The sequence below is a fragment of the Salmonella sp. A7 genome (genome assembly GCF_020181675.1).
Classification (GTDB): Bacteria; Pseudomonadota; Gammaproteobacteria; order Enterobacterales; family Enterobacteriaceae; genus Salmonella; species Salmonella enterica.
Genome location: NZ_CP084001.1, coordinates 1,996,355 through 2,023,147 on the forward strand (window position 1 = coordinate 1,996,355; position 26,793 = coordinate 2,023,147).

The following is a 26,793-nucleotide window of genomic DNA, read 5'->3' on the forward strand; positions in this document are numbered from 1 at the left end:
CAGGATAGCGGCGAAGCAGTGACATCTCAGGCGCTTACCGAGGTGAGCGACCGGGACTACCATGCTACGCCGCTGTGTTTGCCGCGTGATATATAACAAATATTAACGCAAAAGAAAAAACGACATGTTGCCAAAAGCCAATCGAATTCCCTATGCCATGACCGTACATGGCGATACGCGCATTGATAATTATTACTGGCTGCGAGATGACACTCGCTCGCAGCCGGAAGTCCTTGATTACCTGCATCAGGAAAATGAGTATGGCCGGAAGGTCATGTCCTCTCAGCAGGCGTTACAGGACCGCATTCTAAAAGAAATTATCGATCGCATCCCGCCCAGAGAAGTTTCCGCTCCGTATGTGAAAAACGGCTATCGCTACCGTTATATCTATGAACCCGGCTGCGAATATGCCATCTATCAACGACAATCGGCGTTAAGCGAAGAGTGGGATGTGTGGGAAACCTTGCTCGATGCGAACCAGCGGGCCGCGCACAGCGAATTTTATACGCTCGGCGGACTTGCCATTACGCCGGATAATACCATTATGGCGCTGGCAGAAGATTATTTATCCCGTCGTCAGTATGGGTTGCGTTTTCGTAACCTCGAAAGCGGTAACTGGTATCCGGAACTGCTGGATAACGTTGCGCCTGAATTTGTCTGGGCCAATGATTCCCTGACCCTTTACTATGTGCGTAAGCATAAGAAGACGCTGCTGCCCTATCAGGTTTGGCGGCACACGATTGGCACTCCGTCATCGCAAGATGAACTGGTATATGAGGAGAAAGACGATACCTTTTATGTCAGCCTGCATAAAACCACTTCGCAGCATTATGTGGTGATTCATCTTGCCAGCGCCACCACTAGCGAAGTGCTGTTACTTGACGCGGAACTGGCCGATGCCGAGCCGTTTTCATTTTTACCGCGCCGCAAAGACCATGAATATAGTCTCGATCACTATCAACATAAGTTTTACCTGCGTTCTAACCGGAACGGTAAAAACTTTGGGTTGTACCGTACCCGCGTGCGCAATGAAAACGCCTGGGAAGAGCTGATCCCTCCGCGCGAGCATATTATGCTGGAAGGGTTTACCCTGTTTACCGACTGGTTAGTGGTAGAAGAGCGTCAACGGGGGCTTACCAGCCTGCGGCAAATTAACCGTAAAACCCGTGAAGTGATAGGCATTGCCTTTGACGATCCGGCTTACGTGACGTGGCTTGCCTATAATCCCGAACCTGAGACCTCCCGGCTGCGTTACGGCTATTCTTCAATGACGACGCCAGATACCTTGTTTGAACTGGATATGGATACCGGAGAGCGACGGGTACTTAAACAGACGGAAGTGCCTGGGTTTGATTCTGGCTGTTATCAGAGCGAACACCTGTGGATCACCGCGCGCGACGGCGTCGAAGTGCCGGTATCGCTGGTTTATCATCAGAAGTATTTTCGTAAAGGGCAAAATCCGCTTCTGGTTTACGGCTACGGATCTTACGGTTCCAGTATTGACGCCGACTTCAGCAGCAGCCGACTGAGCTTGCTGGATCGTGGCTTTGTTTACGCAATCGTACACGTTCGCGGCGGCGGTGAGCTGGGGCAGCAGTGGTATGAAGATGGCAAATTCCTCAAAAAGCGGAATACTTTTAATGATTATCTTGATGCCTGCGATGCCTTATTAAAACTGGGTTACGGTTCGCCGTCGCTGTGTTACGGGATGGGCGGGAGCGCGGGCGGAATGTTAATGGGCGTCGCTATCAACGAACGCCCCGAGCTTTTCCACGGCGTTATTGCCCAGGTACCCTTTGTTGATGTATTAACCACGATGCTGGATGAGTCGATCCCACTAACGACAGGAGAGTTTGAAGAGTGGGGGAACCCGCAGGATATTGAGTATTATGACTATATGAAAAGCTATAGTCCTTATGACAATGTCAAAGCGCAGGACTATCCGCACCTGCTGGTGACGACAGGATTGCACGATTCCCAGGTGCAATACTGGGAACCGGCGAAGTGGGTGGCAAAATTACGCGAGCTAAAAACGGACCAACGTCTGCTGCTGTTATGTACGGATATGGACTCCGGGCACGGTGGTAAGTCGGGGCGGTTTAAATCCTACGAAGGCGTCGCGCTGGAGTTCGCCTTTTTAATCGGCCTGGCGCAGGGAACCTTACATAGCGCATAGACGCGCGCGCCCGCAACGGCTTGTGAGCGTCTCGGGTTATTGTGGTGTTCCATTGCTGCGTTGCTCGTCAGCCTGAACATCTTCCAGGTAGTGTTTAAGCGTCAGGCGAAGTTCCGGGCTCATATTATCAAGGTTATTAAAAAGCCAGCGTAAATAGCCCGGATCGCGTTTTGCGACTTCAGATACCGCCTTACCGCGGTATTTACCGAACGGGAAAGTGGTTAACAGCGCAGGACGGCCCGTGATATTGACCATTTCTTCCGCGGTCCAGCCGGTGGTTCGCATAATATCAATCAGCAAGGCGGCGGTGATATAGCAATCATAAAGCGCCCGGTGATGATGCAGCCCCGGCGGCGTTTGTACGCTTAGTTTGCGCGATTTATAGAGCGCCATATTGCTGTATTTTATTCCCGGCCACAGGCGTCGCGACAACTTCATGGTACAGATCCACTCACCCGGCAATTCAGGTAATACGCGTCTGTCGAAACTGGCATTGTGAGCGACATACCACTCACTACCGTAATAAAGCGGTATGACATCTTCAATCCACGGCTTATCGGCGACCATGGCTTCGGTAATACGGTGTATCGCCATCGCCTGCGGCGTAATAGGGCGATCGGGGCGTATCAGGTGACTCATGGGATTGACAATGTTGCCATCAATGACATCAACAGAGGCTATCTCTACGATCCCACCCTGCAGCCCGCAGGTTTCCGTGTCTATAATCCGCAACATGATTCATTCCTCACCGAAAGACCTTAGCGTAATGGAATGATATCGCCTTGCCAACCCTCGGTTGTGCGCAGACCCGTCAGTAATAGCGAACCGCAATCGGCACGAACAATAAGTTGCCCGCTTTCATCCCACAGCGCGCTACTGCCACAGGCATTGGCCATCAGTACGGCCAGCGCATATTTATGCGAAAAACGTTGTAAGCGTGAGGTAGAAGCATGGAGTTCAGGTTCGTTAAGACATTGACTGGTTGTGAATAACGTAAATGAGGGATCTATATCACCACCTTCTGGCTGCTCATCCACCACGTTGATAGCGCTTCGCTGCCTGGCAATACAGGCGCCATGACTTTTGTGAAACATGAGCGGCGACGTTAGCCATGGGGCAAAAATAGCGATGCCTTTTACGAAGCGGCAGTTATGCTCAACAGGCATACCCACAATGATAGTCATATGGTGAGTATCGGCCGCATGAGTGAGCGGCTGTAAAAGCGCCTCGTCAGGTGGGGCGGGCAACGATTTATTTCTTTCGTCGCAGCCTAATAGCGACAGTGACGGAAAGACCAGCAGTTCGCACTGTTGACGAGCCGCAAGCTCAATATATTCCAGATGATGGGCGACATGCTCCGCCGGCGAGGCGTTCAGGGGCGCATACTGCGCAGCAGCAATTTTCCAGGAGGACATAATGACTTCCTTTTCATAGTCTCTACAGCCATTCTAAAAAGCATAGGTTAAGAATCGCCTTATAATGTAGTCGTCTGCATGTAAGGAAGTGTAACGTTATATAATTTTATTTAACTTTGGGTTCGTAAGGGAGTCGGGATAGTGATACGGAAGCCAGACGATGGGCAATCAGCCGCTCGCGAAACCAGGCGCGTAGATGCTCTGGCTGCTCACGTTCGACCACCTCCGCGACAACTGGCATATTGTAGCGCTCTTTAAATGCCACCCCGGCTGCCGCCAGGTCCACATTGACTTTATCCATTTCCGCTTGTTCAAGCTGAGCCAGATTCGTTTTCATACGCGTCTCCTTTTTTGTTGCCGCCAGAAGGTACTAAGAGTCCGCGGTAATGGCAAGATGGAAATGATGATCCTCGACTCATTGATTGTTGAAGGTTATTCTTTGTAACGTAGGTATAACAAAAAGGAATAGTGAATATGGCTTCTTCTGCACCATCGCGACGTTTAGCTTTACTGCTGTTGGCATCGACATTTGCGACGCCAGCGGCCTGGGCACATGCGCACCTGACGCATCAGTATCCAGCGGCGAATGCTGCCGTTACGGCCTCGCCACAGGCGCTGACCCTGAATTTTTCTGAAGGGATTGAGCCAGGATTCAGCGGCGCAACCATTACAGGCCCTCAGCAAGAGCTCATCAAAACGCGCCCGGCAAAGCGAAATGAACAGGATAAAACGCAGTTGATTATCCCGCTTGAGCAGCCGTTAAAATCTGGCGCTTACACGGTAGACTGGCACGTTGTGTCGGTGGATGGGCATAAAACAAAAGGGAAATACACCTTCAGCGTGAAATAAATGATGCTGACATTCGTCTGGATAACTCTCCGATTTATTCATTTTGCTAGTTTGATGCTGGTCTACGGCTGCGCGCTTTACGGCGCCTGGCTGGCACCCGCATCAATTCGTCGTTTAATGACGCGTCGATTTTTACATCTGCAACGACATGCCGCCGCCTGGAGCGTTATCAGCGCGGCTTTCATGCTGGCGATTCAGGGCGGACTGATGGGCGGCGGCTGGCCCGATGTTTTTTCCGTCTCGGTGTGGGGCGCGGTACTGCAAACCCGCTTTGGCGCGGTCTGGATATGGCAAATTATCCTCGCGCTGGTCACGCTGGTGGTGGTAGTCATTGCGCCGGTAAAAATGCAACGACGGCTTCTTATTCTAACCGTTGCTCAGTTTATCCTGCTGGCAGGCGTTGGACATGCGACGATGCGCGATGGTGTAGCGGGAACATTACAGCAAATTAACCATGCTCTGCATTTGCTCTGTGCCGCAGCCTGGTTTGGCGGGCTGTTGCCAGTGGTTTATTGTATGCGCATGGCTCAGGGACGCTGGCGTCAACATGCCATTAGCGCCATGATGCGTTTTTCTCGTTATGGTCACTTTTTTGTGGCGGGCGTATTGCTCACAGGCATTGGCAACACGCTATTTATCACGGGATTTACCGCTATCTGGCAGACCACCTATGGACAGTTGCTTTTGTTAAAATGTGCGCTGGTGGTGCTTATGGTAGCAATTGCGCTGACGAATCGGTATGTTCTCGTACCACGTATGCGACAGGAAAATCCCCGGACTGACCTATGGTTTGTCAGGATGACGCAAATTGAATGGGGAGTTGGAGGCATAGTTCTGGCGATCGTCAGCCTGTTTGCAACCCTCGAACCTTTCTGATGGACTGGCATAACGAATGAAAAAAATACTCCTTCCGGCGCTTCTGCTGGCCACTTCGGGCGTAGCGTTGGCGGCGCCGCAGGTGATTACCGTAAGTCGTTTTGAAGTAGGAAAAGACAAGTGGGCGTTTAATCGGGAAGAGGTCATGTTGACCTGTCGGCCTGGCCAGGCGCTCTATGTGATCAACCCCAGTACGCTGGTGCAGTATCCCTTGAATGCCATTGCCGAACAGCAAGTAGCGGAGGGTAAAACGCGCGCTCAGCCTATCGCTGTCATTCAAATCGATAACCCGGCGAAGCCCGGTGAGAAAATGAGTCTGGCGCCGTTTATCGAACGTGCGCAAAAGCTTTGTGATCCATCCAATAGCTGACTGATTTTTAATAAAAAACCGTAAACCTTCACGAAAAGGCTTACGGTTTTTTTATCTCTGATGACAGACAAAACGCCAGGTTTTTTCAATCACCTTCGTCACAAACTGGAAAACCTGGCGTCGTCATCTATTCTTAAAGGGCAAGGCGATTTAGCCTGCATTAATGCCAACTTTTAGCGCACGGCTCTCTCCCAAGAGCCATTTCCCTGGACCGAATACAGGAATCGTATTCGGTCTCTTTTTATTTTCCTTACAAATCAAACAATTAAAAACGCTTGTCCGAAAATGTCCGAAATTTGTCCGAATTTCTGTATTCCGGTCTTTTTGGTTATATCACAATCAAATTAAATTTAACATTTATTTCACAACGAAAATTGGAGTATTAGAGCATCATATAAGCTTTATCATCACGCTCATCGAGATAGAGTTTCGTGGTGTTCTCTGAGGTGTGGCCCAGGAGTTTTTGGGCGAACACCTCGCCGTGCTCGTTTTTGTACAACCGCCCGGCCAGACTTCGGATCTCGTGAAATGTCGGTGGATTATTGCTGAAGTTAACGCCGGAGGCTTTTCTTGCTTTTACAAATGTCTTTGTCAATCCATCCGGATGAATATTCCCGGTCGGGCTATTTTTCCTGATTCCGGCACTGATCATGAAATCAGTTCGGCTTACCAGTCGGCAGCGATCGATTACCGTTCCCAGACGTAACCCCGTTGCCTGAAGTGTCAGGGAGAGGGGAATGGCTATTTTCATTCCGGCTTTAATCTGAGTTACGTATAAGCGGTTGTCAAAATCATCACTAAATTTCATATTTACGATATCCTCCCTACGTTGACCAGTAACGAGCGCTAAATCCATCGCGAGAGGGAACCATGCAGGCATATGCTCTGCTGCCGCTCGTGTGGCGTTATACGTTTCCAGTTGCAAGCGTTCCCTGGCAACCTTAATTTCAGGTGCTCGGGTTGGCTCAACCGGATTCGTTGTTATTCTTCCTTCCACAATTGCCTCACGAAAATCATTCATCGGTAACCGTAAACCGGATGAGTTGCTAAATGCTGTGGAGCGGTATTTCAGGGAGAGGGCCATCACAGCCAGTGTTAACGACCAGAACACAGGGATTATCGCCGGTACCGGGGATGATCCGGAACTGAGTTCGTTGTATCTGGACTGTTCACTGTTACCGCAGACACAAAATATCCAGGAGCATTACCGTATCGTCGCGCAGGTCTGGAGTGCCGGTGAAGGCAGTAATGTTTCGGTAATGGTGACAGGCACTGCCGGACTGGATATTGCCGACGGTAGCGCCACATACCGGATTACCGTCAAACTGTACCGATATTGCCCCTCCTGATATTCCAGCCAGTCATATTGCTGTATTTGACTCTGAAACCGAAACGTGGAGTCTGAACGAAGACCATCGCGGCGAAACAGTGTGCGACACGCAAACCGGCAACCCGATTTATATTTCAAAACCCGGCCCGTTACCGGAGAACACCACCACACAGGCTCCCACATCACCAATAGATAAATTTAAAAACGGTCAGTGGGTGGCTGACCTTGCGACCGTACTTGGTCAGAAATACGCTGAGATTAATGCGTGGCGTAATGCGCAGGAAAACGGTAACTACCCGTTCACACTGAATGATCACCACTGGGACTGCGGTAAAGCGTCGCAGGACCGACTGTCGCCAGTAACGGCGGTGGCAAAACAGGGAGCGCTACCGCCAGGATTCTTCTGGACGGATGCAGATAACATCGATGTGCCAATGAGCGCAGACGAACTGATTAAACTCGAAGCCGCTATGCAACAAAACATGGTACTGGTGGGTTTTAAAATCCACGAACGCCAGCGGCAGATGAAGGACGAAGTGAACAGTCTCACCAACGCACAGGCTGTACTGGATTACGTGGTTGGCTGGCCGGAAACCGTTAAGGAATGTATTATGAGCTGCTTCACAACCCCGGCCATTCTTGAAATGCCTGGCCACTACCTTTGGCGTGTACATAAACCTTTTGAATTTTACCTCAGCGACGACAACAGCGACGTAATCAGCGTACCAGCCGGATTTGTAACTGATCTCGCCATCGTTCCACGCATCTTCTGGTCAGTCATGCCGCCAGACGGCAAATACGCTAAAGCGGCAATAATCCACGACTACCTTTACGACAATGCGCTGCGCACGAAAAAAGAAGCCGATTTGATATTCCTTGATGGAATGACCGTGCCTGGCGTGCCGAAGTGGAAACGGATTGTGATGTATCTGGCGGTCAGGTGGTTTGGCAGGGGAATGTATGGGAAAGAACGTAAATACTGTGAATGATTTGCCACAGATGACGAGATTAAACGGCTGGAGGCATGGGAACTCTACAGCGTAATGGTAAACAGGGTGGATATATCTGCCCCCTCCTGGCCGGATAAACCAGCCAGTCTGTAGTCGTTACTGTGGTACTTTAATTATCCATATATCACAAATTACTTGTTTACACGGTAATTAATCACCCATGTTAATAAAAGGTTGTTTCGTTTACCAGCATATTTTACCCTCTGGTAGTTCTGGGATTGATATACCTGCCGGCCAGATTTTACACCACGGAAACGAAATGCCCGGGAATCCTTTGTTACCGCTTTCAGTGGCCATTGCAGATGAAGAAAATGTTATGGCTGATATAGCAAAAACCAGCGCTAACAATACACTGTTAAATTTATTCATAATATTATCCACATAGTTGAGAGTTATGCTTCCTTCTTAACTTTTACCGCAATCCTTTTACCAGGATAAAGCAGAGGCGAAAATTTTTCTTGTCTGTCTACTGATTGTTAAGCAAGTATTTACTTTTAAAATGGAATAATAAGTATGGTAACTTTCATTCTCTACAGAAAATTTACTTGTATCTGAATGAACTCATGTAGATACCAGAACCAAATTAACGCCTAAAAAACTGCAAGTTAGTAGTATTACTGTGGTAATGCAGACCATCTGATTACTGTGAAGGTGGCTTCATCTGAAACGCCTGTTAAATCCAGCGTTTTAAGCTTCCTGATATAAGCCATCCATTTAGCCTGGCTGGCTTTATCGTCGTCACTGCTTTCACCCCGCGCCAGTTCTGTTCGTCAGTCGGCAATGGTGTTTGACAAAACTTTGTGGCAGCTACTCTGGATTTATCTGCCACTTTCTGGCAAGTATGATTCTGTTTTCATCAGATAACCAGCTATTTACAGCGTCAAGAAGATACTGATTATCCTTCGCCATCATATAGACTTTATTGTTGGCAGTGTCGGGGAGGATACTCTTGGTTGATACGCAGAAGACACCTGGCTCTTTGTTCTGGTAATAAGTACCTTCGAGCAAGTCGGTAAACATGACATCAGCGCTGCGTTCACGAATCCTCTGCAGAGTGGCATCATTATCTCTTTCGTGAATAACATCTGCATACCTGATATGCTTGTCAACATAGTCCTGATTTGTACCACCTGGATTAACAACAATCCGCACGCCCTTACGGTCAATATCTCCAAGAGATTTGAAGTCATTAATCCTGTTACATTGCGTCAGCGCTATTTTCCCATTTTTAAGTACCGGAGAAGAAAGTGCGAACTGTTTTCTTCTGCCGGGAGTTTCTGTAATCCCTCCCATTGCAATATCAAATTTGTCTGCAGCCAGGTCAGCTGACAGCGTAGACCAACTGCTAGGTACAAACAGGATATTCAGGTGCAGAGCTTTGCCCAGTGAATATGCCATATCAATATCAAAACCGATTAATTTATTTTGTCTGTTGTGAAATGCGAGGGGAGCATAGTCACCAGGCACCCCCACACGTAACTCTTTGCTTTCTTTAATCTCCTGCCAGGGTTTTGCCATCGCGGAATAAATACTTGAAAGTGACAACAAGATAAAAAACATAAAATATACTTTTTTCATTACTCTTACCCTAATGTTTGATCAGTAGACTACAGATGAGATTGTCTTCTCTCCATTGCGCCTGTAACCTTTACTGGGCAGGGAATCCAATAATAGTGGTATATTAAACGGGAGATCCTCTAGCCACGATATACCATCCGCTATGAAGACCTGCTTCGGGTTAAGTGACAGCTTCAATTAAATTTTCACCCTGATTTTTCACATTTCTGATGTGATGGATTACCGCAGTCACGTTGTTTGCAAGAGCGTGCCTTGGTAGGCTGCCTGCTGTTTAGTCAGAACTGACTGTAATCGTGTTTATAGGTCGTACAGTTCACTATTGTGATGTAACGTCGTATGTTGATCAGCAGATCGTATGCTGACGATTTCAAAAGTACATAATTAAGTACATTTTTATATGTCACTTTTGTTTAATTCTATTTAATTCAGTTAGTTGAGTTTTTGCTTTCGTAATCGTTATTAAATAATAATCACAGGAACAATGGGAGCAGCCGGGCGCCTCATTAGGGCCGGAGTACCGTGACAGCAGGTAGCGATTATTTATGATGTTGGCGTTTCGACGTTGTACAGAAAATTTCCGGCGAGTAACATGCCTTTGATGCCATTCATGGGAAAATAACACTCCTTTAATCATCCATAAGAGTTAATTATATAAACTTAAATGGATTGGTTAATTGAATTTCATCAAGATTAACTCTATATAAAAGATTTATTGTCTTTGTTATGGCGTCTATATATTCTGCGCTATTCATTATAGCAGTGTATTTATCGTATGCTTCGAAGCAATGATTTTCATTAATATATTCACTGCTATTGTTTTTATAAATTTCATATGACTCTTCCTTTTTGAAAATGCGCGCATCTAGCCAAGGGTCAAGTATATATTCCGATATTCCTTTTGAATCAGTAAAAGTCAAAAAAACGACCACATGATTCCCTCCTGACGCGCTATTATACATAAGGGATGTGCTTATTCTGGCATCAAATACACTATTTTTCGAAAATCCTATTCCGGTTAGTCTTTGTGGTATATATTTTGCAATAATCGCACCTAAAATTAGCGACATATCAGCACAGTTCCCTGTGTTATATTTTATTGAATCAATGGAAGAATATATTAGACTCAGAGATATTGGGTTTTCTGGTCTTTCAGCCATAGCTCTGTCAAAAGAGTTTGCTTTTATAGCTTGCAGAAATTTCTTGTGATGTTCTCTTTGTAAATTAAGAGCGTCGTATTTTTCCTGCGTATCAATTTTAAGCCTGTCAATTTGCATAGCATCATAACTGTCCGATTTCTTTATTATTGTTCTGACAAAAACGGTACATTCTGAAGCAGCATTAATAATACAGGAGGATAAATCAACTGAAGTACTCTGTTGGTTGTTACAGGCGCTCACTCCAGTTGTGTCGAATTTTTCTGTAGCTACATGTCCAACATTTATAATCAATTATATTTCCCTATATTCAAAATTAAGCGATATTCTTATGTCACGACAACCTAACAGGGACTGACTACAAAGATCTTTAAATAAACGTTCATTATTGTATCTATTGATGAACTCCCTTCAGATTTAGAGGTTGTGCCCATGGTCGAAAAGCTCCTATACGCTCCTATACGCTCATATACTTAACTTATCGGGGACATGGTAGGTTAGGATGTGAAAACACAGGGACAGTTACTGTCACTGCGAAGGCAGCAATAAGGAGGCCTATCCTGTACGAACTGTGGAAAACTATATCTTGTTCACGATCACCTGCATCGTTGACGATGCGCGATCCTGGAGGTTTGACGACTGCCCGGTATGATCGGTGCCGCAGCCACGTCGTATGCAGGAACGGACTGCGGCAAACTGGCGATCGTTCGATAGTGCGAATATTGAATGGTTGCCAGTCGCGGCGGATTCTACTGGTTAAGAATGGCTAATCAATGTGTTTAATCTGAAACCAGGTATCTGTTCAACTTTTCGTGATCGCTTTTGTTGGCATCATTATTAAGCCTTCGTCTACATGGGCATTTGGCATCGGGAGGCCACCAGTGGAAGAGGTCGAGTGATATATTGGGCAGTGAGTTTGATTGGTCGGGGGATTTATATGCAAAATGGTTCGAAATATGTCAGAATTAAAACGTAAAAAGTGATAACTAATTGAATCTATTAGAATCAAAAATAACGTATTCTAATCGTTAAAATCACTTAATTAATATGTAACCTTGTGAATTTAAAGAGAAAGATCAATTGTTGCCGTAAACAGGAATCGTATTCGGTTTCTTTTTATTTTTCTTATAAATAAGCTACTTACAATTAACGATCCGAAATTTTTCGAATTTCTGTATTCCGGTCTTTTTGGTTATATCACATCCAAATCCAGTTTAACATTTCTTTTACAGCAAAATCAGAGCATCACGTAAGCTTTATTATCGCGTTCATCGAGATAGAGTTTCGTGGTGTTCGCTGAGGTGTGGCCCAGGAGTTTTTGGGCGAATTCCTCGCCGCGTTCGTCTTTGTACAGCCGACCAGCTAGGCTGCGGATCTCGTGAAATGTCGGTGGGTTATCACTAAATTTAACGCCTGAAATTTTTCTGGCTTTTACAAATCTCTTTGTCAGCCCATCCGGGTGTATATTCCCGGTCGGGCTATTTTCCCTGATTCCGGCACTGATCATGAAATCAGTTCGGCTTACCAGTCGGCAGCGATCGATTAAGGCGGGCAACGGCATAGACATGAGTAACCTGTGCATCTTCGTTCTCACCCGGACAGTGTACCAGCTTCTCTTCCAGACCAAACTCGAAGCTGAAATCGTCACCTTCACGGACAACGCGCGCGGAAAGGCTGGCAATCTGTCCGGAACGGCGGGCAAGGTCGATCATTCCCCGGTAGCCAATAATTAACTGAACGTTTTTTTGCCTGACTTTTCGTTTTTGTTTCCGAACGGCAGCAGATAGGCATGACCGAGCGCGCCGCCGGGTTCCAGCCCAAGCTGGGAACACTGAATGATGGCGCTGACAAAACTCATGGTGTCACAGTCACCCAGCGCCGGAACTTTTCGGATTTCCGTTGTGGCTACCGCCGGTACGCCGTCAACTGGCAGAGCCGCGTCATCCGGCAGGGCCAACCCCGGCACAACTGATGATGGAAGAATTTAGACGGCGTAAGGCGGCGGGAAGGCTTTAACAGGGGGGACTTATGAGCAGAAATTACACACCGGCGCAGAAAGCTGAAATACAGAAGCGCCTGACGGAACTGATACGAACACACGCTCGGATGACGTTTGGAGAGCTGCGGAAGATAACAGGGTTAACCATTTTTACAGCCCGCCACTACCTGGAAAAGGCGGAAAGTTGTGGGGATCTGTATCAGGCCGGGAGAAGCGGTATTTTTCCTTCGGAACAGGCTTTCCTGCTTTGGAAGCAGAAACGTGAAGATGCCAGGATTACCCGCTTTCTGAAAACGCCGGAAGGTGTCGTGAGTTCCTACGACCGGACCAGAAACGTTATCTGTACGGAGTGCCGGAACAGCGTGACGATGCAAAGGGTACTGGCATTTTATCCGGGACATTACCGGGAGGCGAAATCTGCATGAAAATCGAATAATATAACTTTGCAGAGGTAGTGAATATCGTAATCACCCGTTCGGCATTTGAATTCCGTGAGCACAGTCGTGTTGTGAATGTCGCCTTGTTCACAACACCAGGAATATTCCACTGTCAACTGGTTGTCTGCGGCTGGACATAATTTTATCTGATATTCAGGCTGTACCAGCGCAAAGATTCCGTGAGTCCGACTGTCTTTTTTGCTTCCAAATATTCAGTTTTAATTATCTGAGTATGGCAAGGTGATCATCTGTATCAAACACCGGGCAACTGGTTTTACTTTACCCAACGATTACGTCCCTGTTGTTTAGCCCGATAAAGGGCCTCGTCCGCTCTGGCAATAATGCCGGTAACAGTGTCACCGGCTGTGGAAAGGGTGATGCCCATGCTGACGGTGACCGTTTCGCTAACCGCAGATGCTGCATGCGGCAGTGCGGTTTCACGCAGGTTTGTCTGAATACGTTGAGCAACCAGTGCTGCTTCATTCAGCGACGAAGAAGGCAGCACAACGACAAACTCCTCGCCCCCGTAACGTGCCACCAGGTCTGCCGGAGTACGAATCGACCTCTTCACTACACAGGCCACCTTTGCCAGACAGGCATCGCCAGCCTGGTGACCATAATGGTCGTTATAGTTTTTGAAATAGTCCACATCGAGCATGATCAGTGCAAACGGCTCCGTCTGGCGGAGAGCATCCCCAAGAAAACTTTCCATTGAACGTCGATTAGCGGTCCCGGTCAGTGCATCCTGGTGAGCCATAACGTCGAGACGCGCGATAAGCATCCGGTTTTCCTGGTAACGCAACCAGGCTTCATCAAACCAGCGCTGCAGGATAAAGCGACCATAAATGAGTATGGCGGTAAGAGTAAGCCAGACTAATAAAAACCGGATATTCACATACTGGTTAAGCTGCACACTGGCCAGTAGGGCGGTCAGCCATAACGGGACGATGAAAAGTAGCAACGCTAGCAGATGATAATAAAGCGCAGCCAGCGCGGTAAGCATAAGGATGACACTGAGAGGCCAGGCAAAAGGCAGCTGCCACCAGACAATAAAACAGTAGCTACAATAGCTCCACATCAGACTGAGAATCAGCAGCATCACCAGACAAAGAGGAGTAAATCTGGTCGGAAGGCGGTAAATGAAAAGGAGTATCAGGAACGAAAAAACAATAATACTGCCCATAATATCGTCTATTAAAGGCAGTATTCCAGTCTGTGCACTGATCGACTTGTCAAAGTCACTGATGAGTATGTGGCGAAATAAAATGATAAGCGCAAAGCTGATATTCACAAATGTGAACCACGGAATACTTACACGTAGCGCTTGCCTGACCATATCTTTATGATCCTGCCATACCCTTCCAGCACTGGAGGTACGGCGCCTGTCGTCCGAATCCTGCCCCATCCTTAATCGCCTCATATAATGAATAATTACTATCCAGTGTAGTGCGGAGATACTTCACGGTGAAAAATGGAAAAGCTATCAGGCCAGGCTGCATTTTTGGCTGATGAGATGATTTTTTGCTCCACAGTGACGAACTTATAGTCACAATTCCTGTAGTAGGGGGGAGAATTATAGTGTCTCCCGGAAACTGGAAGCGAGTTTACCCCACTTACTAAAAGAGGATGTACTGGCAGACGTAAAATACGATTTATTTGTATCCATAAATAGTGAAATGTAACGTTTTGATTATATTTAAAAGAGCGAAAATGGCCAGAAATAACTTTAATTGTTTGAATTAACAGATAATTAATCGATCAGACTGAGTGATACAGAACATTTTTACATGAGGGGTACAAATGAGACTTAAGTTGATCGTTAAAAGTTTTGCGCTGGCGGGGCTACTCTCTTCCACTGCGCTGACACCTTTATTTGCACAGGAAGCCCCAAAAGGTGCCACTGCTTCAACCAAGCAAGCTAACGATGCGCTTTATAACCAACTTCCTTTCTCTGATAACACCGATTTCACGAATGCCCATAAAGGCTTTATCGCTGGTTTACCTGAAGAGGTGATTAAGGGAGAGCAAGGGAATGTCATCTGGAATCCACAGCAGTACGCTTTCATAAAAGAAGGGGAAAAATCTCCTGACACTGTTAACCCTGGTCTGTGGCTTCAGTCCCAACTAATCAATATCAGTGGCTTGTTTGAAGTAACAGACGGCGTCTACCAGATTCGTAACCTTGATTTTGATCTTACCCAGCAATAGTGGACACGCGACTAAGTGAGTAAACTCTCAAGTAAGAGGTGACTTACATGACAAAACCAGTATCAACCACCAAAAAGCCACGCAAGCAGCACACGCCTGAATTTCGTCAGGAAGCCCTGAAACTGGCTGAACGCATTGGGGTGGCCGCTGCCGCCCGCGAACTTAACCTGTATGAATCACAGCTCTACAACTGGCGAAGCAAACCGCAAAATCAGCTCTCTTCTTCTGAACGCGAGCAGGAGATGTCCGCTGAGATCGCCCGTCTGAAACGTCAACTGGCAGAACGGGATGAGGAACTGGCCATTCTCCAGAATGGCCGCGACATCATATTTAAACTATCGTAATGGAACAAAGAGTTACTTTAAAGAGCTCTTTGTTCCTTTAACCTTGATGAAGATGGTCAACGTCTGGTTTTACAAATCCGATACAGACAGGATAGCTGCTATGTTTGTTATCCATCTGGAAGGTTATCTGGCTGATAGCATCAAGCGCCAGTTGCGGCCATTGCTTCAGTACCCAGTGTGCCACTACAGTGCCACTACATTGGTGGCCGTAGGCCAAAACTGACGCCGGAGCAATGGGCGCAGGCAGGGGGCCTCATTAGGGCAGGAGTACCGCGACAGCAGGTAGCGATTATTTATGATGTGGGGCTGTCGACGCTGTACAGAAAATTCCCTGTGTTAGGGTAATGCAGTATTTCCACGGTGCGTGCCGCCCAAATATGTGCTGTGGATGCTTTATAGGGTGTGCCATTTTTGTATCAAACATGGTGAAGTGTCATTCTATTTCTAACATCATGTGCCATTGAGTTGAGCAATGTGAATGCGGAAATGTGTATTTGAAACAGCTAGTTAAATGTGATTCTACTAATTCGTAATGCGAAGGTTGTAAGTTTGATTCCTATTATTGCACCATTTCAACGTTACTGTAACTTCCGTGTTAGCCCATAACCATTCCAATTTCTACAAGACAGGTGCTTGCTATATATTTACCAATCAGTCATTTTAAAAGTGCGTCATAACCGGAGAACTGTCCTCGTCAGGAGGCCTGTTTTCAGAAAGGCAATATCCTGTTTCGACAGTAGCTTATATGTGACCGGGTTAGCAGCACATTCCCCTCCGCCACATTCCAGTACAGTTGAAATAAGGTTGGCAGTAATCAGTAACAGAAATACCCAACCGACAATACTGAACAGGTCCGGATTAATATTCAATGAACGAAATGCAACATTCATGCTACTGATTGCCAGAATTACCGCAACAGCAATAATAATCAGAATTGACGTAATCAGAGTCCAGGTATAAAAGTGTAATCCAAAAAATGCAGAACCATAACCTGTGTCACCGGGCATGATATGCAAACATATTTGCCGGGATGCCATAACTCCGGTCAGGATACTGCCAATAATTACCATCCCGTAATGTATACCTCGTAGACCAAAGCAGAGGTTAAATAAAAAGCCAAAACCGGCGATGATGAGGCCAGCCCGCTGTAATAAGCAAATTGGACAAGGCAGCTCATGCCTAACGAGTTGATAATAAAAGGCTACAACCAGAGCAACGCATATCCCAAGGAGTCCCATCTGATTAATCAGATGAACAAATGTTGTTGGATGATGATGCGTTTTCATACACACTCCTTAAAATGACAAAGTCAGCGAATTGGTCATATGATGGATGAATGATAAAATAGTGACGATGAGTAAAACGGCCCACAGAATGTAGCTGACTTTATCCTTTCTGTTTATGGCTCCCATTGCCACGCTCAGTGCAAGCAAGAATGGCAGAAACATGAACATAAAAAACTCCTTTATTACATTGCTTGTTAATATAATCGCTGTGTATTACCGGGTCTGTATTCCAGCTTATCCACCCCGCATTAGCTGGAGCTCAGTAAGGCATCAGGAATTATTTGCGTTATTATAAATCGATTATTTCTGTGATGAATTATCCCGGCATCTGCTGGTTACAGGGATATTTCTGGCGACAAGAGTAAGAAATATCCCGATAGCTAATGGTATAATAAGCAGCATTGAGTGTGTTGAAATAGCATATCCATAAATATAGTCTTCCAGACTTACCGCAATCAGCGGAAAGATAAGAAATACAAGCGAAGCCTGGAAGGCATTAGCCTTTTGCTGAAGCGCAAAGTAGCACAGGATACCAAAAACTCCAGCAAAAGCCCCGAGATACAGGGTAGCTAATATTGAGTGTACTGAGAAGGTTGATACTTGTGGTCTTTCAAAAAACCATCCTGTCGCAGAAAGTATCAACCCAGCTAAAAGGCACGGGAGTGCATTAAATGTGATAACAGAGACAGTACAACTTCTTTTCTTACATTGTGTATATATTATGGCATGGATTAACACAGCAGAAATAAGTGCAGTGATACCCTGCCAGTGACTCTCTGTACTTGTATTCGTTTCTTCAAGAAGTATCCCCGTCAATGCAGTGATTGCGATAGTTAAGCCCGCGATCTGCATTAGTTTCGCTTTTTCATTTAGAAACAAAACCGATGCTATCAAAACGGCCACAGGCATATTCGCAAAGATAATGGCGGCAAGCCCAGAGTTGACATAGGTTTCACCATAAATCATTAGTGAGAAAGGAATAGAAAAATAAAAGATGCAAATCACAAACTGGAATAATCGTTGTCCGGGAGGAAACAACAGTGTTTTTTTTCTTAACCATGCAATGATGATTAAAAAAGGTGCTGCAAACATAAACCTCATTCCGGTTGCAAACACTGGAGGGATAGTTTCAACGGCAATTCGCATAGCCAACCATGTAGTCCCCCAGGTCAGTGAAACTAGCATGAATAATATAGATATCGACACCTTGCGCATAAGATCCTCTCCGTAAAAAAATTAATTTAGCTTTTTAGCTAGAAAAAAGTAGCGTTTTCTTCACTGTGTTTTTTATATGTTTAGATAAAAATTTCTCTATCAGAAGACGCAGTTATGCTGAATGAGAAAAATAAGAAATGACTCAGGCTGTTACCACACGATTGTCCACTGCGCCAGCAAGACCTGGCAGCAGTTGTCGATTTAATGTCTATTCTTGCTGGAAGGCATAAAACGCCTTGAAGATGAAGAGCTCATCATTAGTCGGGTTCCCTTGTTGAGCCAGGACAAGTTTAACTTATCGCTTTCAACCCTTACGATGATAAATGATCTTATCCACCCATAATGGACATACGGCTAAATGAGTAAATTCTCAAGTAAGAGGCAGGATCTGTATCAACCAGTAAGAAGCCCCGGAAACAGCACCGGCGGAATTCCGTCAGGAAGCTCTGAAACTCGCTGAATGTACGTTGCCCGCGAACGATTGTTAATCAGCGCCATAGCAAGAATAATTGTTTGTTTCACAAGGAGATAGAAAAAACTATAGCTTTGCGCCGGGGCGGAGGCAGGAGGAGATAACTCGTTGTAATAGAATGTTTTTATATGGCGACCTTAATACTGGCGCCATTTGGGATAAAATCTAATCAATTAACAAAATTGTGATCCGCTTCTAAATTACTTCTCCTGGCCGTACGGCTACCTGGAAGAATTTGTTCTGAGTCAGATTCATCACCAGAGCTTGTAAAACCCATTACGTAGCCGCAGAACATAATGGGTTACCAGAGCAAAACAGTTTATAACGTAACATAGATGCCAGACACACTACGACGCGATGCCTGTAATTGCGCATTAACGCTTCCTGCTGTTACTGTTTGTCCGCCGATCGCCTCAAGTGAGGCAGTAAAATCACCGCTGTAGGTTTCTACTGAACCGGATGATACCCGTGTGGTTAAATCTTTATAGCCATACCAGCCTCGGGCGTTGCCGATGCCCGTCCTGATACGATCGGGCAACAGATTAATCGGCGTACCGGCATCGTTATAGATGCGAATTCCCACTCCGGAAGCTACGCCGGGTTCGCTATAATGGGTGTCCAGTAGCCACGACAGACCGCCTGCGGATGCGGTTATCCCTAGGCGACGAGCCACCGCCACGGCGGTGGGTTGATTAACGACAAACCCCATCGCGACATTGGCGGCACTAATGGTTGGACGGGGGCTGGATACGGCGCCGGACTCACATTCCAGGCTGACGTGGAAAGGTACCTGGCTACTCCCCCCGGCGGCTAATACGCCGACGGCACAGGGGGAATTTTCACGATCGCAGGATAATCTGTGATTTTACATAACGCGCCGCGCGCCGGTAGTGCGAAGCTGATGGACGTACTGGACCATCTTAACGCAAAAGACGGGAAGGGGACGCTGTACTTCGCCGGGGGGGATGCCGCAACAGTGGGCTATGAAGCGAGAAATGCTTTCGCCTCGGTATATCACCCGCTATGAAGACCTGCTTCTTCCTGATTTTAAGGACATCCTGATTGCCTGTGTGGATGGTCTGAAGGGCTTCCCGGATGCGATAAACAGCGTCTTCCCGCAGACCCATATCCAGCTGTGCATCATTCATATGGTGCGTAACAGCCTGAAATACGTAGCCTGGAAAGGCTACAAAGCCGTCACCAGCGGCCTGAAGACGGTCTATCAGGTCCCGACCGAAGATGCGGCACTGATGGCGATGGATGCGTTCGCGAAAGTCCGGGACGATAAATATCCGCAAATCAGCAAAAGCTGGCGTGCGCACCGGGAAAACCTCAATACGCTCTTCAGTTATCCGCCGGATATCCGCAAGGCCATCTACAAGACAAACGCAATCGAATCCCTGAACAGCGTGATCCGTGCCGCGATTAAGAAACGCAAGGTGTTCCCGACGGATGACTCGGTACGAAAGGTTATTTATCTGGCGATCAAGGATGCGTCGAAAAAATGGAGTATGCCGATCCAGAACTGGTAGTGAGTCGTTTTATTCTCAAGTTAGGTGACCACCTGAGCGATCACCTTTAATAACTGGGCAGTTACACAGAATTACTGACAGGCTCATTCTTTTGTGTTGCGCATCTCTGTTTCTATTGTTTTAGATAGCCATGAGAGCTCCGTTGCTGAGAATTTTAGTCGTGGGGTTCTTTCTTCTGCACCGGGTGGGCGCATTTCATAACTGCAGGAACATCTGCTGAATACTGTATAGTCCTGTATTTTGCATGTTGTTGAGGTCAGTGTGCAATTCCTCGGTACTGGCTTGTCCTGTATAGGTCTGGAGATTTCTGGATAGTGTCCTTGTGGACCTGAACATATGTTTTTGATTGAAAATGGCATCGTGTTTTATCCTTTACGCTGTGAAATGCTGTTTTGTGCTCTTCCGTTGTGATTGGTGATGTGACGGGATCGTCCATGCTCCCTTTCTTCTATTGACGGCGTATCAGTCCATTGATGCCATGCTTGTTTAATTTGTCCAGCATCAGCAAGCCGTCGTTTTCTTTCTGCTGCAATTCAAGCAACTTAAACCGTATTTCGTTAAGTAAAGATTTAATAACTCCGCGCTTGCGAACCACCTTTTTGATAACGTCTTTTTCGAAGTATAAACGGCAGAAGTGATTTTCATAATTCGCCTACACTCTTCACCCAGCGCTGGCAAATTTTCAACGCTGAAAGGCTGGGGAGAAGGGCGTCCAGTTGCTGAACGGAGAGCGTACCAAACGCCCTGATTCCACGCGTTATCAAACTTCATACCGTGGTTATCATCCAGACAAGGCGCTTGAGGTTGTTCATGTCTTTTGGGGAAAAGGTTCGGTGGTGGGTACTGGATATCCTGGATCGGGAAGTGGGTTCCACCGGTGCCAAATACAGGGTGCTGGTAAACCGGGTGGATACCTCAAATCCTGACAGGCCAGAGCATCAGCCTGATAAAATCGTATTACTGATTTCTAACCAGTGGCACATTAATTGTACCAGCTCAGACTCCAACTGACAGTCTGCTTGAAGCGAGTAGCGGACGTGACCTGCCCCCAGAAGTAAAAATAAACTTTCTATTGATACATTTAATTAACTTATTTATAACGTTATATTCCAAATGCAAACTTGTTCAATTGGATATGTATGGACATTCAAATTACACATCAAGTTACTGAATTTGATAAAGAAGAACTATTAACCGGGTTAAGAAGCTACAATGCTCAGTTCGTCGATTTTAGTAAAAATGGGCAGCTTGGGGTCTACTGCAGAAACGAAAGCGGCGAAATGGTAGGCGGATTAATTGCTGACAGAAAAGGTCCGTGGCTCTGCATCGACTATCTTTGGGTAAGTGAATCTGCAAGGAGCAACGGTCTGGGGAGCAAACTTATGGAGATGGCCGAAAAAGAAGGTTTGCGGAAAGGCTGTGTTCATGGACTTGTAGATACCTTTAGCTTCCAGGCTCTCCCTTTTTATGAAAAACAGGGTTATATACTTCAAATGTCGCTACCGGACTTTCCTAAAGTAGGTTCGCAAAGGCATTATTTAATTAAGCCTGGTTTATAGCTTTGCTGCATTTGAATACCCATAGTTTTATGAAAGCTGCAATCAGGTGGCTTTAAAATATATCGTATTGTTGGCCTTAACACACCATGATCAGCGTCCGCTTCTGGCACAGGGCGGACAGTCAGATTAGGTTTGGCGCTGTGCCATAGATATGTCAGCTCACATTTGAGCTAATACCCCATGGCACGGCTAGAGGTACTCAGACAGTCGCTTGTAGGCGGCATGGTCCGGATACAAAAACATATTGCGCTGTTATATAAACTGTAAACTGGGCTGTGCGTATAATACGAATCTTTCACTCAGAGAAACCTGCTGACAGCGTTAGTACTCCATTAATTAATTTTATACTAAATCTCTGGGGTATGGCACAGGCGTTTAGAAGACAGTTCAATTGCGATCTGCTGGCTGGGATTTCGTCGCGCCGCTCAAAAATGCACAGAGTTTTTCACCCGCCGTCAATGGCTCAATGGGCGTTTTTCCGAGGGCGGTCTCAGTCATGACGATGGCAGGACCAATAAGCATGGACCATACTTCGCTCGTGTCTTGCTCAAGCGATGTGAAGGCAAGGAACAGTGTCTTATCTGAAGGAAAGCGGTGCTGAGTATTAAAAAGTTTCAGCCAGGCGCGGGACTGCCGATCGGCCTGTGCTGATCGCGTGCCGAAGCGGAGTACTCTTTTTAGTATGGTGATACCCACAATGCCTGGCCCCAGAATAAAGGGACTCCCGACGTTTATGGTGACGCCGACCCCGAGAAAAACGAGGGCAAATGACAGCACGTTATCTACTCTTCTGGTAAGGGTACTGTATAGCTTTTCCAGATAGTACCGGTAAAGAATTTGATAACTGATTTCATCCGTGCTCATACATCTCCAGATGGTTTTTCGATTACGCTCCGGTATGCTCCCGGAATCCTGACAGATTCTGCAATTATGCCACACTTCCTGGAGGGTATTAATTAGATAGAATATAAATAGCAGGCAAATATTTTGAGCTTTTAGTCGATATCGCTTTGAAAATCATTTCTCCTGCACCAGGAGATGCTGTTGTCGGGAATCGTGTCAAACGTTGCTGCGCCGGTCGGACTGCACAGGGTAACTCTCGTAGTCAGACTCTCATTATGGTCTCAAATGGATAATCCGCAGTCGTAACACGCCGAATGTCACGACTGACGCTATTATTACCCTGGCTTGTTAAAGCGGCATGACCACATTTTCTATATATAATAATTGGTTGTCTTTCGACCAGTATTGTCGAGTTTTTTGGTTTAATTCAACAATCCATTTAAAAACGCCTGCTGTTGCCAGATCGGTACAGTATTTTTCATAGGAATGTTCCCCCGAAAAGTGTTTGGCTGAAGTCAATTTTATTAATTGCGTATTTGGTGTTGAATTGACTTTAATCAGCTTTCTATTGCTTTTAATAGAAATGAAGTGGCCTGCATGAGTGATAATTTTCACATTACCGGTAGCAACAAAATAGATGTAATAAGCGATATTATTATATTCCAGATCGATTAGAAATGCGTTGAAATTTGCATCCTTTCTGACGCGCTCGAAAAAGTGGTTAAGCATAAGCTGTAATTCCATTTGTTAACCTATTGTAAGTTATAATGTTATATGTTGTGTTAGAGTATTGTTGCTTAAAAGCAGCCATACAAAGATGTTACCTAAAAGCAATAATAATCGTCTGGTATCATATAGTTTACGTTATGATTGGAATAGTGTTGCAATTGTTACTGATTATTTCTCGTAGCGCGTTTTTTTGACCACTAATAGATGAGTCAATCCATTTCATTTGTAGTTTTTCTGAACGCCATGAAAAGTCATAATATATAAAAATCAGTTAATTAATTGATATTTAGATAAGGGTTACAGTGGCGGAGAGGTTTGGCATGGCGACTTTATAGGTTTTGAAAAAGCGGCTAACTCGCTGGCAGGATAATTGGTCGCCAGCCTGTGAATGGGGGTAAAATCGTAACAACATCAGCATAAATAATAATATTCATGAATGTTTTGTGTGACGCAGCAGTTGAATTGAAGTGATGTTTTGCCTGTTCAGGATTGTCCCGATAAAAATGTTCCTCGATAAAAGTCGATCACCTTGCGCCGAAAAAAAACAGGCTAAGTGACAGAAGAACAAAATCCATCAGGAAAATAAAATTTATAAAGATCAATGAGTAAAAATGGTTGTGGAGAAGGTGGCTATTTTTTGAAAGCAAGAAATATAAATAAAGTGTAGCTATGCATAGTTATCTAAAAGGAGAACTACCGTGACTAACATAACACTATCCACCCAGAACTACAGAATCCATAGAAGTGACGTTGAACCAGTAAAAGAAAAAACAACGGAGAAGGACATTTTTGCAAAAAGTATTACTGCCGTTAGAAATAGCTTTATCAGCCTGTCGACGAGTTTGTCAGATCGCTTTAGCCTGCATCTGCAAACAGACATACCGACTACCCATTTTCATCGTGGGAGCGCCTCTGAGGGGAGGGCAGTATTAACCAGTAAAACTGTTAAAGATTTTATGCTGCAAAAGCTCAATAGCCTGGATATCAAAGGTAATGCGAGTAAAGATCCGGCCTATGCTCGTCAGACATGCGAAGCCATATTAGCAGCCGTGTACAGTAATAATAAAGATCAATGTTGTAAATTACTCATCAGTAAAGGGATCAGTATTACCCCATTTCTGAAAGAGATAGGAGAGGCTGCGCAGAATGCGGGGCTACCTGGAGAGATGAAAAACGGCGTATTTACTCCAGGTGGGGCAGGGGCGAATCCTTTTGTCGTCCCCCTCATTGCTGCAGCGAGCATTAAATATCCGCATATGTTTATAAATCATAATCAGCAGGTGTCTTTTAAAGCGCATGCTGAGAAAATCGTTATGAAAGAAGTTACGCCGCTGTTTAATAAGGGGACGATGCCAACGCCACAACAATTTCAGTTAACTATAGAAAATATTGCGAATAAGTATCTTCAGAATGCCTCCTGAAGATAGCAAACACAATACCGCTATTAACCGTATGAATTAATAGCAGATTTTCTGAAACTATATATTCATTTTTATGGCGACGCTTTTAACAAAACGTCGTCATATTTATTTTAATATAAAAATCAAATGGACACCCTTAAAACTTAAAATAATTGTTATTACTCTAAATACCAGTATAACCAGACAGCTTTTTTTGTAACGCTGCGTGTTGTTAAGTCTATGATACCCGCGCACGGATGATGTCTCGATAAGGATTAATGGTCTGTTAACTGTCAGGAGAGGTTATGCCGCCTTTAAAAAAAATTATGCTGCTCCTGTTTGTGGGGGCGATGGTCGCCACGGTAACGACACCTGCATTGGCGCTGGTTTGCCTTGCAACTCACTCAGCTGAAGAGTGTGCTGAAGCCTGTGGTGTCGATATGTGGTTTATGTTTCCGATATGTTTTTAAGGAGGAAGAATATTGAACGTGAACAGGCGATAGTGAGTAGCTCGCTGCGCCAGGGGATAACACTCCCCTGGCGCAGCCAGTTATATTTTATTGCGATGATAACAAAGCATTTACTCGCTACTGATGAAATTCGCTATTTACAACAGAGCACGTTTACTAAGCAAAAAAAATCTGCACACGCTATCTTTTTATATCTGTCCTGGGTAATGAACGACAGGAAAAACATGATGCGGCCTGAAGAGATTTATCAGCGAATAGAGGCAAAGAATTGGCGGCATGTCTGGGTGGTCGGCGATATCCACGGCTGTTTTTCAATGTTAATGAAAAAGTTACGTGAGTGTCGATTTGATCCGCAACAAGACTTGTTAGTTTCTGTGGGCGATCTCATTGATAGAGGCCCGGACAGCCTGGGTTGCCTGGCTTTACTGCGTGAGTCCTGGATGATGGCGGTTCGCGGCAATCATGAACAAATGGCGCTGGATGCGCGGGCCTCATCGCAGTCGACGCTGTGGTTGATGAATGGTGGCGACTGGTTTACCCGCCTGACGGCTGAACACGCTGCGCAAGCTGAAGCGCTTTTTATCCTTTGTCGGCGGCTGCCCTGGATACTGGAAGTTCGCTGCCGCCATAGCACGCATGTGATCGCTCATGCAGATTATCCAGCGTCAACCTATCAATGGCAAAAAAAGGTCGACTTACATCAGGTTCTCTGGAGCCGCGAACGGCTCATAAATAAGCGTGGCGGGATTAGCGGAGCCGATCATTTTTGGTTTGGCCATACGCCGTTGCGCCGGCGCATGGATTTTGCCAACGTACACTATATTGATACAGGCGCGGTATTTGGCGGGCAATTGACGTTAGCGCGGATACAATAGCGGTATCAGCGACCAGGGTTAAAAATCGCTATATTGCTGCGCAGGTCGCCAGAAGCCGTCGATAAAATCCTCTACCGGAAAACAGCCGCCATGGCGAATCCGTTGATCGTCCATCGAATAAAGACATTGCTGCTCGGTATCGTAGATGTCCAAGACAATATCCTCGCATCCTCCATCCAGGTAACATACAAAAAGTACCAGCGCGAACATTACATCCTCAATGTTAACTACTTTACACGATAGTGTAGGAGAGGTTAGCGCAGGGGGGAAATGAGAAAAGGAAGAATAAATAACCCGCCTGGCGACGGGTTCTTTTTGAGTCAGGCAAGACGCATGACCCAGGCATCAGATTTAGGATCGTAATGATTACGGAACAAAACGGAATGTTCCCCGTTGAGAATGGCGGGAACGCTGGTTTCGGCATCCCAGGCGTCCAGTTGCATACATAAATCCGGATCGGATTTACAGGGGATAGTTAACGTTCGCTCCCCCGGTGATTCGCCATGTAATTCGGCATCGTCGATTTCAAAAGCGCCAATGCGCACACTGGTTTTCATCATCGTGCTCTCCGTTAATACGCTAATTGTGGTACGACCAGTTTAGCCGTCCATTTTTCAGCGTAGTCAACGTACGCAAAAGCGCCAGTCAAAAAGTGCGGTTTTTTTG

Annotated in this window: 28 protein-coding genes and 15 pseudogenes; 21 read left to right on the forward strand and 22 right to left on the reverse strand. The window is 45.9% G+C overall.

The window, feature by feature from the left end; all coding sequences use genetic code 11:
• The first annotated feature begins 124 nt into the window (after positions 1-124).
• A complete protein-coding gene (ptrB, locus tag LCS67_RS09690; RefSeq protein ID WP_000936990.1) occupies positions 125-2,176 on the forward strand; it encodes an oligopeptidase B in 2,052 nt (683 codons plus the stop codon).
• 36 nt (positions 2,177-2,212) lie between these two features.
• Here ptrB and exoX read toward each other — a convergent pair whose 3' ends face one another.
• The 3 genes from exoX to LCS67_RS09705 form a co-directional block, all read right to left on the reverse strand.
• Positions 2,213-2,911, reverse strand: a complete 699-nt coding sequence (gene exoX, locus LCS67_RS09695; RefSeq protein ID WP_000944280.1) for an exodeoxyribonuclease X — start codon at positions 2,909-2,911, stop codon at positions 2,213-2,215.
• Positions 2,912-2,934: 23 nt separating this feature from the next.
• Complete coding sequence (locus tag LCS67_RS09700) at positions 2,935-3,591, reverse strand: carbon-nitrogen hydrolase family protein (RefSeq protein WP_000100257.1); 657 nt, start codon at positions 3,589-3,591, stop codon at positions 2,935-2,937.
• Between the two features lie 106 nt (positions 3,592-3,697).
• Positions 3,698-3,928, reverse strand: a complete 231-nt coding sequence (locus tag LCS67_RS09705) for a DNA polymerase III subunit theta (RefSeq protein ID WP_000856225.1) — start codon at positions 3,926-3,928, stop codon at positions 3,698-3,700.
• A gap of 137 nt (positions 3,929-4,065) precedes the next feature.
• Between LCS67_RS09705 and yobA the strand changes: the two genes are divergently transcribed.
• Genes yobA through LCS67_RS09720 form a run of 3 tightly spaced genes read left to right on the forward strand, consistent with a single transcriptional unit; the run spans position 4,066 to position 5,686 of the window.
• Positions 4,066-4,440, forward strand: a complete 375-nt coding sequence (gene yobA / locus LCS67_RS09710) for a CopC domain-containing protein YobA (RefSeq protein ID WP_000168393.1) — start codon at positions 4,066-4,068, stop codon at positions 4,438-4,440.
• Complete coding sequence (copD, locus tag LCS67_RS09715) at positions 4,441-5,316, forward strand: copper homeostasis membrane protein CopD (protein ID WP_000979696.1); 876 nt, start codon at positions 4,441-4,443, stop codon at positions 5,314-5,316.
• 16 nt (positions 5,317-5,332) lie between these two features.
• Entirely contained in the window at positions 5,333-5,686 is a 354-nt protein-coding gene (locus tag LCS67_RS09720; RefSeq protein WP_000722368.1) for a YebY family protein, read from the forward strand.
• A gap of 382 nt (positions 5,687-6,068) precedes the next feature.
• Here LCS67_RS09720 and LCS67_RS09725 read toward each other — a convergent pair.
• A pseudogene (locus LCS67_RS09725) lies at positions 6,069-6,701 on the reverse strand (tyrosine-type recombinase/integrase); the annotation flags it as partial.
• On the opposite strand from LCS67_RS09725, the pseudogene LCS67_RS09730 reads away from it, so the two are divergent.
• From LCS67_RS09730 to LCS67_RS09745, 4 genes and pseudogenes are all read left to right on the forward strand, one after another.
• Positions 6,700-6,987 (forward strand): annotated as a pseudogene (locus LCS67_RS09730) (hypothetical protein); the annotation flags it as partial. The pseudogenes LCS67_RS09725 and LCS67_RS09730 sit on opposite strands and share 2 nt — an antisense overlap.
• Positions 6,959-7,609: pseudogene (locus LCS67_RS09735) on the forward strand (DUF4376 domain-containing protein); the annotation flags it as partial. The pseudogenes LCS67_RS09730 and LCS67_RS09735, both read left to right, overlap by 29 nt.
• A gap of 18 nt (positions 7,610-7,627) precedes the next feature.
• On the forward strand, positions 7,628-8,005 hold the full coding sequence (locus LCS67_RS09740) for a DUF1353 domain-containing protein (RefSeq protein ID WP_042842358.1): 378 nt from the start codon (positions 7,628-7,630) through the stop codon (positions 8,003-8,005).
• A 3-nt stretch (positions 8,006-8,008) separates the two neighbouring features.
• Positions 8,009-8,119 (forward strand): annotated as a pseudogene (locus LCS67_RS09745) (tail fiber assembly protein); the annotation flags it as partial.
• Between the two features lie 90 nt (positions 8,120-8,209).
• Here the strand turns inward: LCS67_RS09745 and LCS67_RS09750 are convergent.
• The 3 genes and pseudogenes from LCS67_RS09750 to LCS67_RS09760 all read right to left on the reverse strand — a co-directional run bounded on the left by LCS67_RS09750 (position 8,210) and on the right by LCS67_RS09760 (position 9,604).
• Complete coding sequence (locus tag LCS67_RS09750) at positions 8,210-8,395, reverse strand: PagK family vesicle-borne virulence factor (protein ID WP_071585801.1); 186 nt, start codon at positions 8,393-8,395, stop codon at positions 8,210-8,212.
• A gap of 245 nt (positions 8,396-8,640) precedes the next feature.
• A pseudogene (locus tag LCS67_RS09755) lies at positions 8,641-8,817 on the reverse strand (tail fiber assembly protein); the annotation flags it as partial.
• A gap of 16 nt (positions 8,818-8,833) precedes the next feature.
• Entirely contained in the window at positions 8,834-9,604 is a 771-nt protein-coding gene (locus LCS67_RS09760; protein ID WP_000758580.1) for a transporter substrate-binding domain-containing protein, read from the reverse strand.
• Positions 9,605-10,094: 490 nt separating this feature from the next.
• Here LCS67_RS09760 and LCS67_RS09765 point away from each other — a divergent pair.
• A pseudogene (locus LCS67_RS09765) lies at positions 10,095-10,223 on the forward strand (helix-turn-helix domain-containing protein); the annotation flags it as partial.
• Positions 10,224-10,251: 28 nt separating this feature from the next.
• Here the strand turns inward: LCS67_RS09765 and LCS67_RS09770 are convergent.
• The 3 genes and pseudogenes from LCS67_RS09770 to LCS67_RS09780 all read right to left on the reverse strand — a co-directional run.
• The gene (locus tag LCS67_RS09770) at positions 10,252-11,052 is read right to left on the reverse strand and encodes a hypothetical protein (RefSeq protein ID WP_001542520.1); all 801 of its coding nucleotides are present in this window, start codon (positions 11,050-11,052) and stop codon (positions 10,252-10,254) included.
• A 943-nt stretch (positions 11,053-11,995) separates the two neighbouring features.
• Positions 11,996-12,304, reverse strand: a pseudogene (locus LCS67_RS09775) (tyrosine-type recombinase/integrase); the annotation flags it as partial.
• Positions 12,303-12,667: pseudogene (locus LCS67_RS09780) on the reverse strand (recombinase RecT); the annotation flags it as partial. The pseudogenes LCS67_RS09780 and LCS67_RS09775, both read right to left, overlap by 2 nt.
• Here LCS67_RS09780 and LCS67_RS09785 point away from each other — a divergent pair.
• Positions 12,664-12,774: pseudogene (locus LCS67_RS09785) on the forward strand (replication protein); the annotation flags it as partial. The pseudogenes LCS67_RS09780 and LCS67_RS09785 sit on opposite strands and share 4 nt — an antisense overlap.
• A 12-nt stretch (positions 12,775-12,786) precedes the next feature.
• Positions 12,787-13,182 carry a DUF977 family protein gene (locus LCS67_RS09790; RefSeq protein WP_000089407.1) on the forward strand — a complete coding sequence of 132 codons (396 nt, stop codon included), beginning with the start codon at positions 12,787-12,789 and terminating at the stop codon, positions 13,180-13,182.
• Between the two features lie 286 nt (positions 13,183-13,468).
• Here LCS67_RS09790 and LCS67_RS09795 read toward each other — a convergent pair whose 3' ends face one another.
• Positions 13,469-14,599: a GGDEF domain-containing protein gene (locus LCS67_RS09795; RefSeq protein WP_000529514.1), complete on the reverse strand. Its 1,131-nt coding sequence runs from the start codon at positions 14,597-14,599 to the stop codon at positions 13,469-13,471.
• Positions 14,600-14,994: 395 nt separating this feature from the next.
• Between LCS67_RS09795 and LCS67_RS09800 the strand changes: the two are divergent.
• Together LCS67_RS09800 and LCS67_RS09805 are read left to right on the forward strand one after the other, a co-directional pair.
• Positions 14,995-15,381: pseudogene (locus LCS67_RS09800) on the forward strand (hydrolase); the annotation flags it as partial.
• Between the two features lie 68 nt (positions 15,382-15,449).
• Positions 15,450-15,731, forward strand: a pseudogene (locus LCS67_RS09805) (transposase); the annotation flags it as partial.
• Positions 15,732-15,783: 52 nt separating this feature from the next.
• Here the strand turns inward: LCS67_RS09805 and LCS67_RS22810 are convergent.
• Positions 15,784-15,930 (reverse strand): hypothetical protein, encoded by a 147-nt coding sequence (locus LCS67_RS22810; protein ID WP_000951652.1) that lies wholly within the window; start codon positions 15,928-15,930, stop codon positions 15,784-15,786.
• A 14-nt stretch (positions 15,931-15,944) separates the two neighbouring features.
• On the opposite strand from LCS67_RS22810, the pseudogene LCS67_RS22815 reads away from it, so the two are divergent.
• Positions 15,945-16,091, forward strand: a pseudogene (locus LCS67_RS22815) (helix-turn-helix domain-containing protein); the annotation flags it as partial.
• A gap of 326 nt (positions 16,092-16,417) precedes the next feature.
• Here the strand turns inward: LCS67_RS22815 and LCS67_RS09815 are convergent.
• The 4 genes and pseudogenes from LCS67_RS09815 to LCS67_RS09830 form a co-directional block, all read right to left on the reverse strand.
• Positions 16,418-17,032, reverse strand: a complete 615-nt coding sequence (locus LCS67_RS09815; RefSeq protein ID WP_000848064.1) for a disulfide bond formation protein B — start codon at positions 17,030-17,032, stop codon at positions 16,418-16,420.
• Positions 17,033-17,041: 9 nt separating this feature from the next.
• Positions 17,042-17,200, reverse strand: a complete 159-nt coding sequence (locus tag LCS67_RS09820) for a DUF5993 family protein (protein ID WP_000480735.1) — start codon at positions 17,198-17,200, stop codon at positions 17,042-17,044.
• Positions 17,201-17,332: 132 nt separating this feature from the next.
• Entirely contained in the window at positions 17,333-18,247 is a 915-nt protein-coding gene (locus LCS67_RS09825; protein WP_001233453.1) for a DMT family transporter, read from the reverse strand.
• 791 nt (positions 18,248-19,038) lie between these two features.
• A pseudogene (locus LCS67_RS09830) lies at positions 19,039-19,604 on the reverse strand (fimbrial protein); the annotation flags it as partial.
• On the opposite strand from LCS67_RS09830, the pseudogene LCS67_RS09835 reads away from it, so the two are divergent.
• Positions 19,591-19,756, forward strand: a pseudogene (locus LCS67_RS09835) (DUF4113 domain-containing protein); the annotation flags it as partial. The pseudogenes LCS67_RS09830 and LCS67_RS09835 sit on opposite strands and share 14 nt — an antisense overlap.
• A 12-nt stretch (positions 19,757-19,768) precedes the next feature.
• A pseudogene (locus tag LCS67_RS09840) lies at positions 19,769-20,301 on the forward strand (transposase); the annotation flags it as partial.
• A 145-nt stretch (positions 20,302-20,446) separates the two neighbouring features.
• On the opposite strand, the gene LCS67_RS09845 reads toward LCS67_RS09840, so the two are convergent.
• Positions 20,447-20,587 (reverse strand): hypothetical protein, encoded by a 141-nt coding sequence (locus LCS67_RS09845; RefSeq protein WP_001611546.1) that lies wholly within the window; start codon positions 20,585-20,587, stop codon positions 20,447-20,449.
• Between the two features lie 165 nt (positions 20,588-20,752).
• The gene (locus tag LCS67_RS09850) at positions 20,753-21,022 is read right to left on the reverse strand and encodes a hypothetical protein (RefSeq protein ID WP_001611547.1); all 270 of its coding nucleotides are present in this window, start codon (positions 21,020-21,022) and stop codon (positions 20,753-20,755) included.
• A gap of 39 nt (positions 21,023-21,061) precedes the next feature.
• On the opposite strand from LCS67_RS09850, the gene LCS67_RS09855 reads away from it, so the two are divergent.
• Positions 21,062-21,262 (forward strand): hypothetical protein, encoded by a 201-nt coding sequence (locus LCS67_RS09855; protein ID WP_000007801.1) that lies wholly within the window; start codon positions 21,062-21,064, stop codon positions 21,260-21,262.
• A gap of 128 nt (positions 21,263-21,390) precedes the next feature.
• Entirely contained in the window at positions 21,391-21,810 is a 420-nt protein-coding gene (locus LCS67_RS09860; protein WP_000354410.1) for a GNAT family N-acetyltransferase, read from the forward strand.
• A 387-nt stretch (positions 21,811-22,197) separates the two neighbouring features.
• On the opposite strand, the gene LCS67_RS09865 is transcribed toward LCS67_RS09860, so the two are convergent.
• Positions 22,198-22,674: a hypothetical protein gene (locus LCS67_RS09865; RefSeq protein ID WP_000102093.1), complete on the reverse strand. Its 477-nt coding sequence runs from the start codon at positions 22,672-22,674 to the stop codon at positions 22,198-22,200.
• A 327-nt stretch (positions 22,675-23,001) separates the two neighbouring features.
• Positions 23,002-23,397: a DUF1398 domain-containing protein gene (locus LCS67_RS09870; protein ID WP_000422887.1), complete on the reverse strand. Its 396-nt coding sequence runs from the start codon at positions 23,395-23,397 to the stop codon at positions 23,002-23,004.
• Positions 23,398-24,080: 683 nt separating this feature from the next.
• Between LCS67_RS09870 and sopE2 the strand changes: the two genes are divergently transcribed.
• From sopE2 to pphA, 3 genes are all read left to right on the forward strand, one after another.
• Positions 24,081-24,803: an SPI-1 type III secretion system guanine nucleotide exchange factor SopE2 gene (gene sopE2, locus LCS67_RS09875; protein ID WP_000182077.1), complete on the forward strand. Its 723-nt coding sequence runs from the start codon at positions 24,081-24,083 to the stop codon at positions 24,801-24,803.
• Positions 24,804-25,087: 284 nt separating this feature from the next.
• The gene (locus LCS67_RS09880) at positions 25,088-25,252 is read left to right on the forward strand and encodes a hypothetical protein (RefSeq protein ID WP_001134850.1); all 165 of its coding nucleotides are present in this window, start codon (positions 25,088-25,090) and stop codon (positions 25,250-25,252) included.
• 224 nt (positions 25,253-25,476) lie between these two features.
• Positions 25,477-26,127, forward strand: a complete 651-nt coding sequence (pphA, locus tag LCS67_RS09885; RefSeq protein WP_031568237.1) for a protein-serine/threonine phosphatase — start codon at positions 25,477-25,479, stop codon at positions 26,125-26,127.
• Between the two features lie 18 nt (positions 26,128-26,145).
• Here pphA and LCS67_RS09890 read toward each other — a convergent pair whose 3' ends face one another.
• Complete coding sequence (locus LCS67_RS09890) at positions 26,146-26,337, reverse strand: YebW family protein (RefSeq protein ID WP_000457835.1); 192 nt, start codon at positions 26,335-26,337, stop codon at positions 26,146-26,148.
• 110 nt (positions 26,338-26,447) lie between these two features.
• Positions 26,448-26,684, reverse strand: coding sequence for a YebV family protein (locus LCS67_RS09895; protein ID WP_024131167.1), 237 nt, complete (start codon positions 26,682-26,684; stop codon positions 26,448-26,450).
• Between the last annotated feature and the right edge of the window lie 109 nt (positions 26,685-26,793).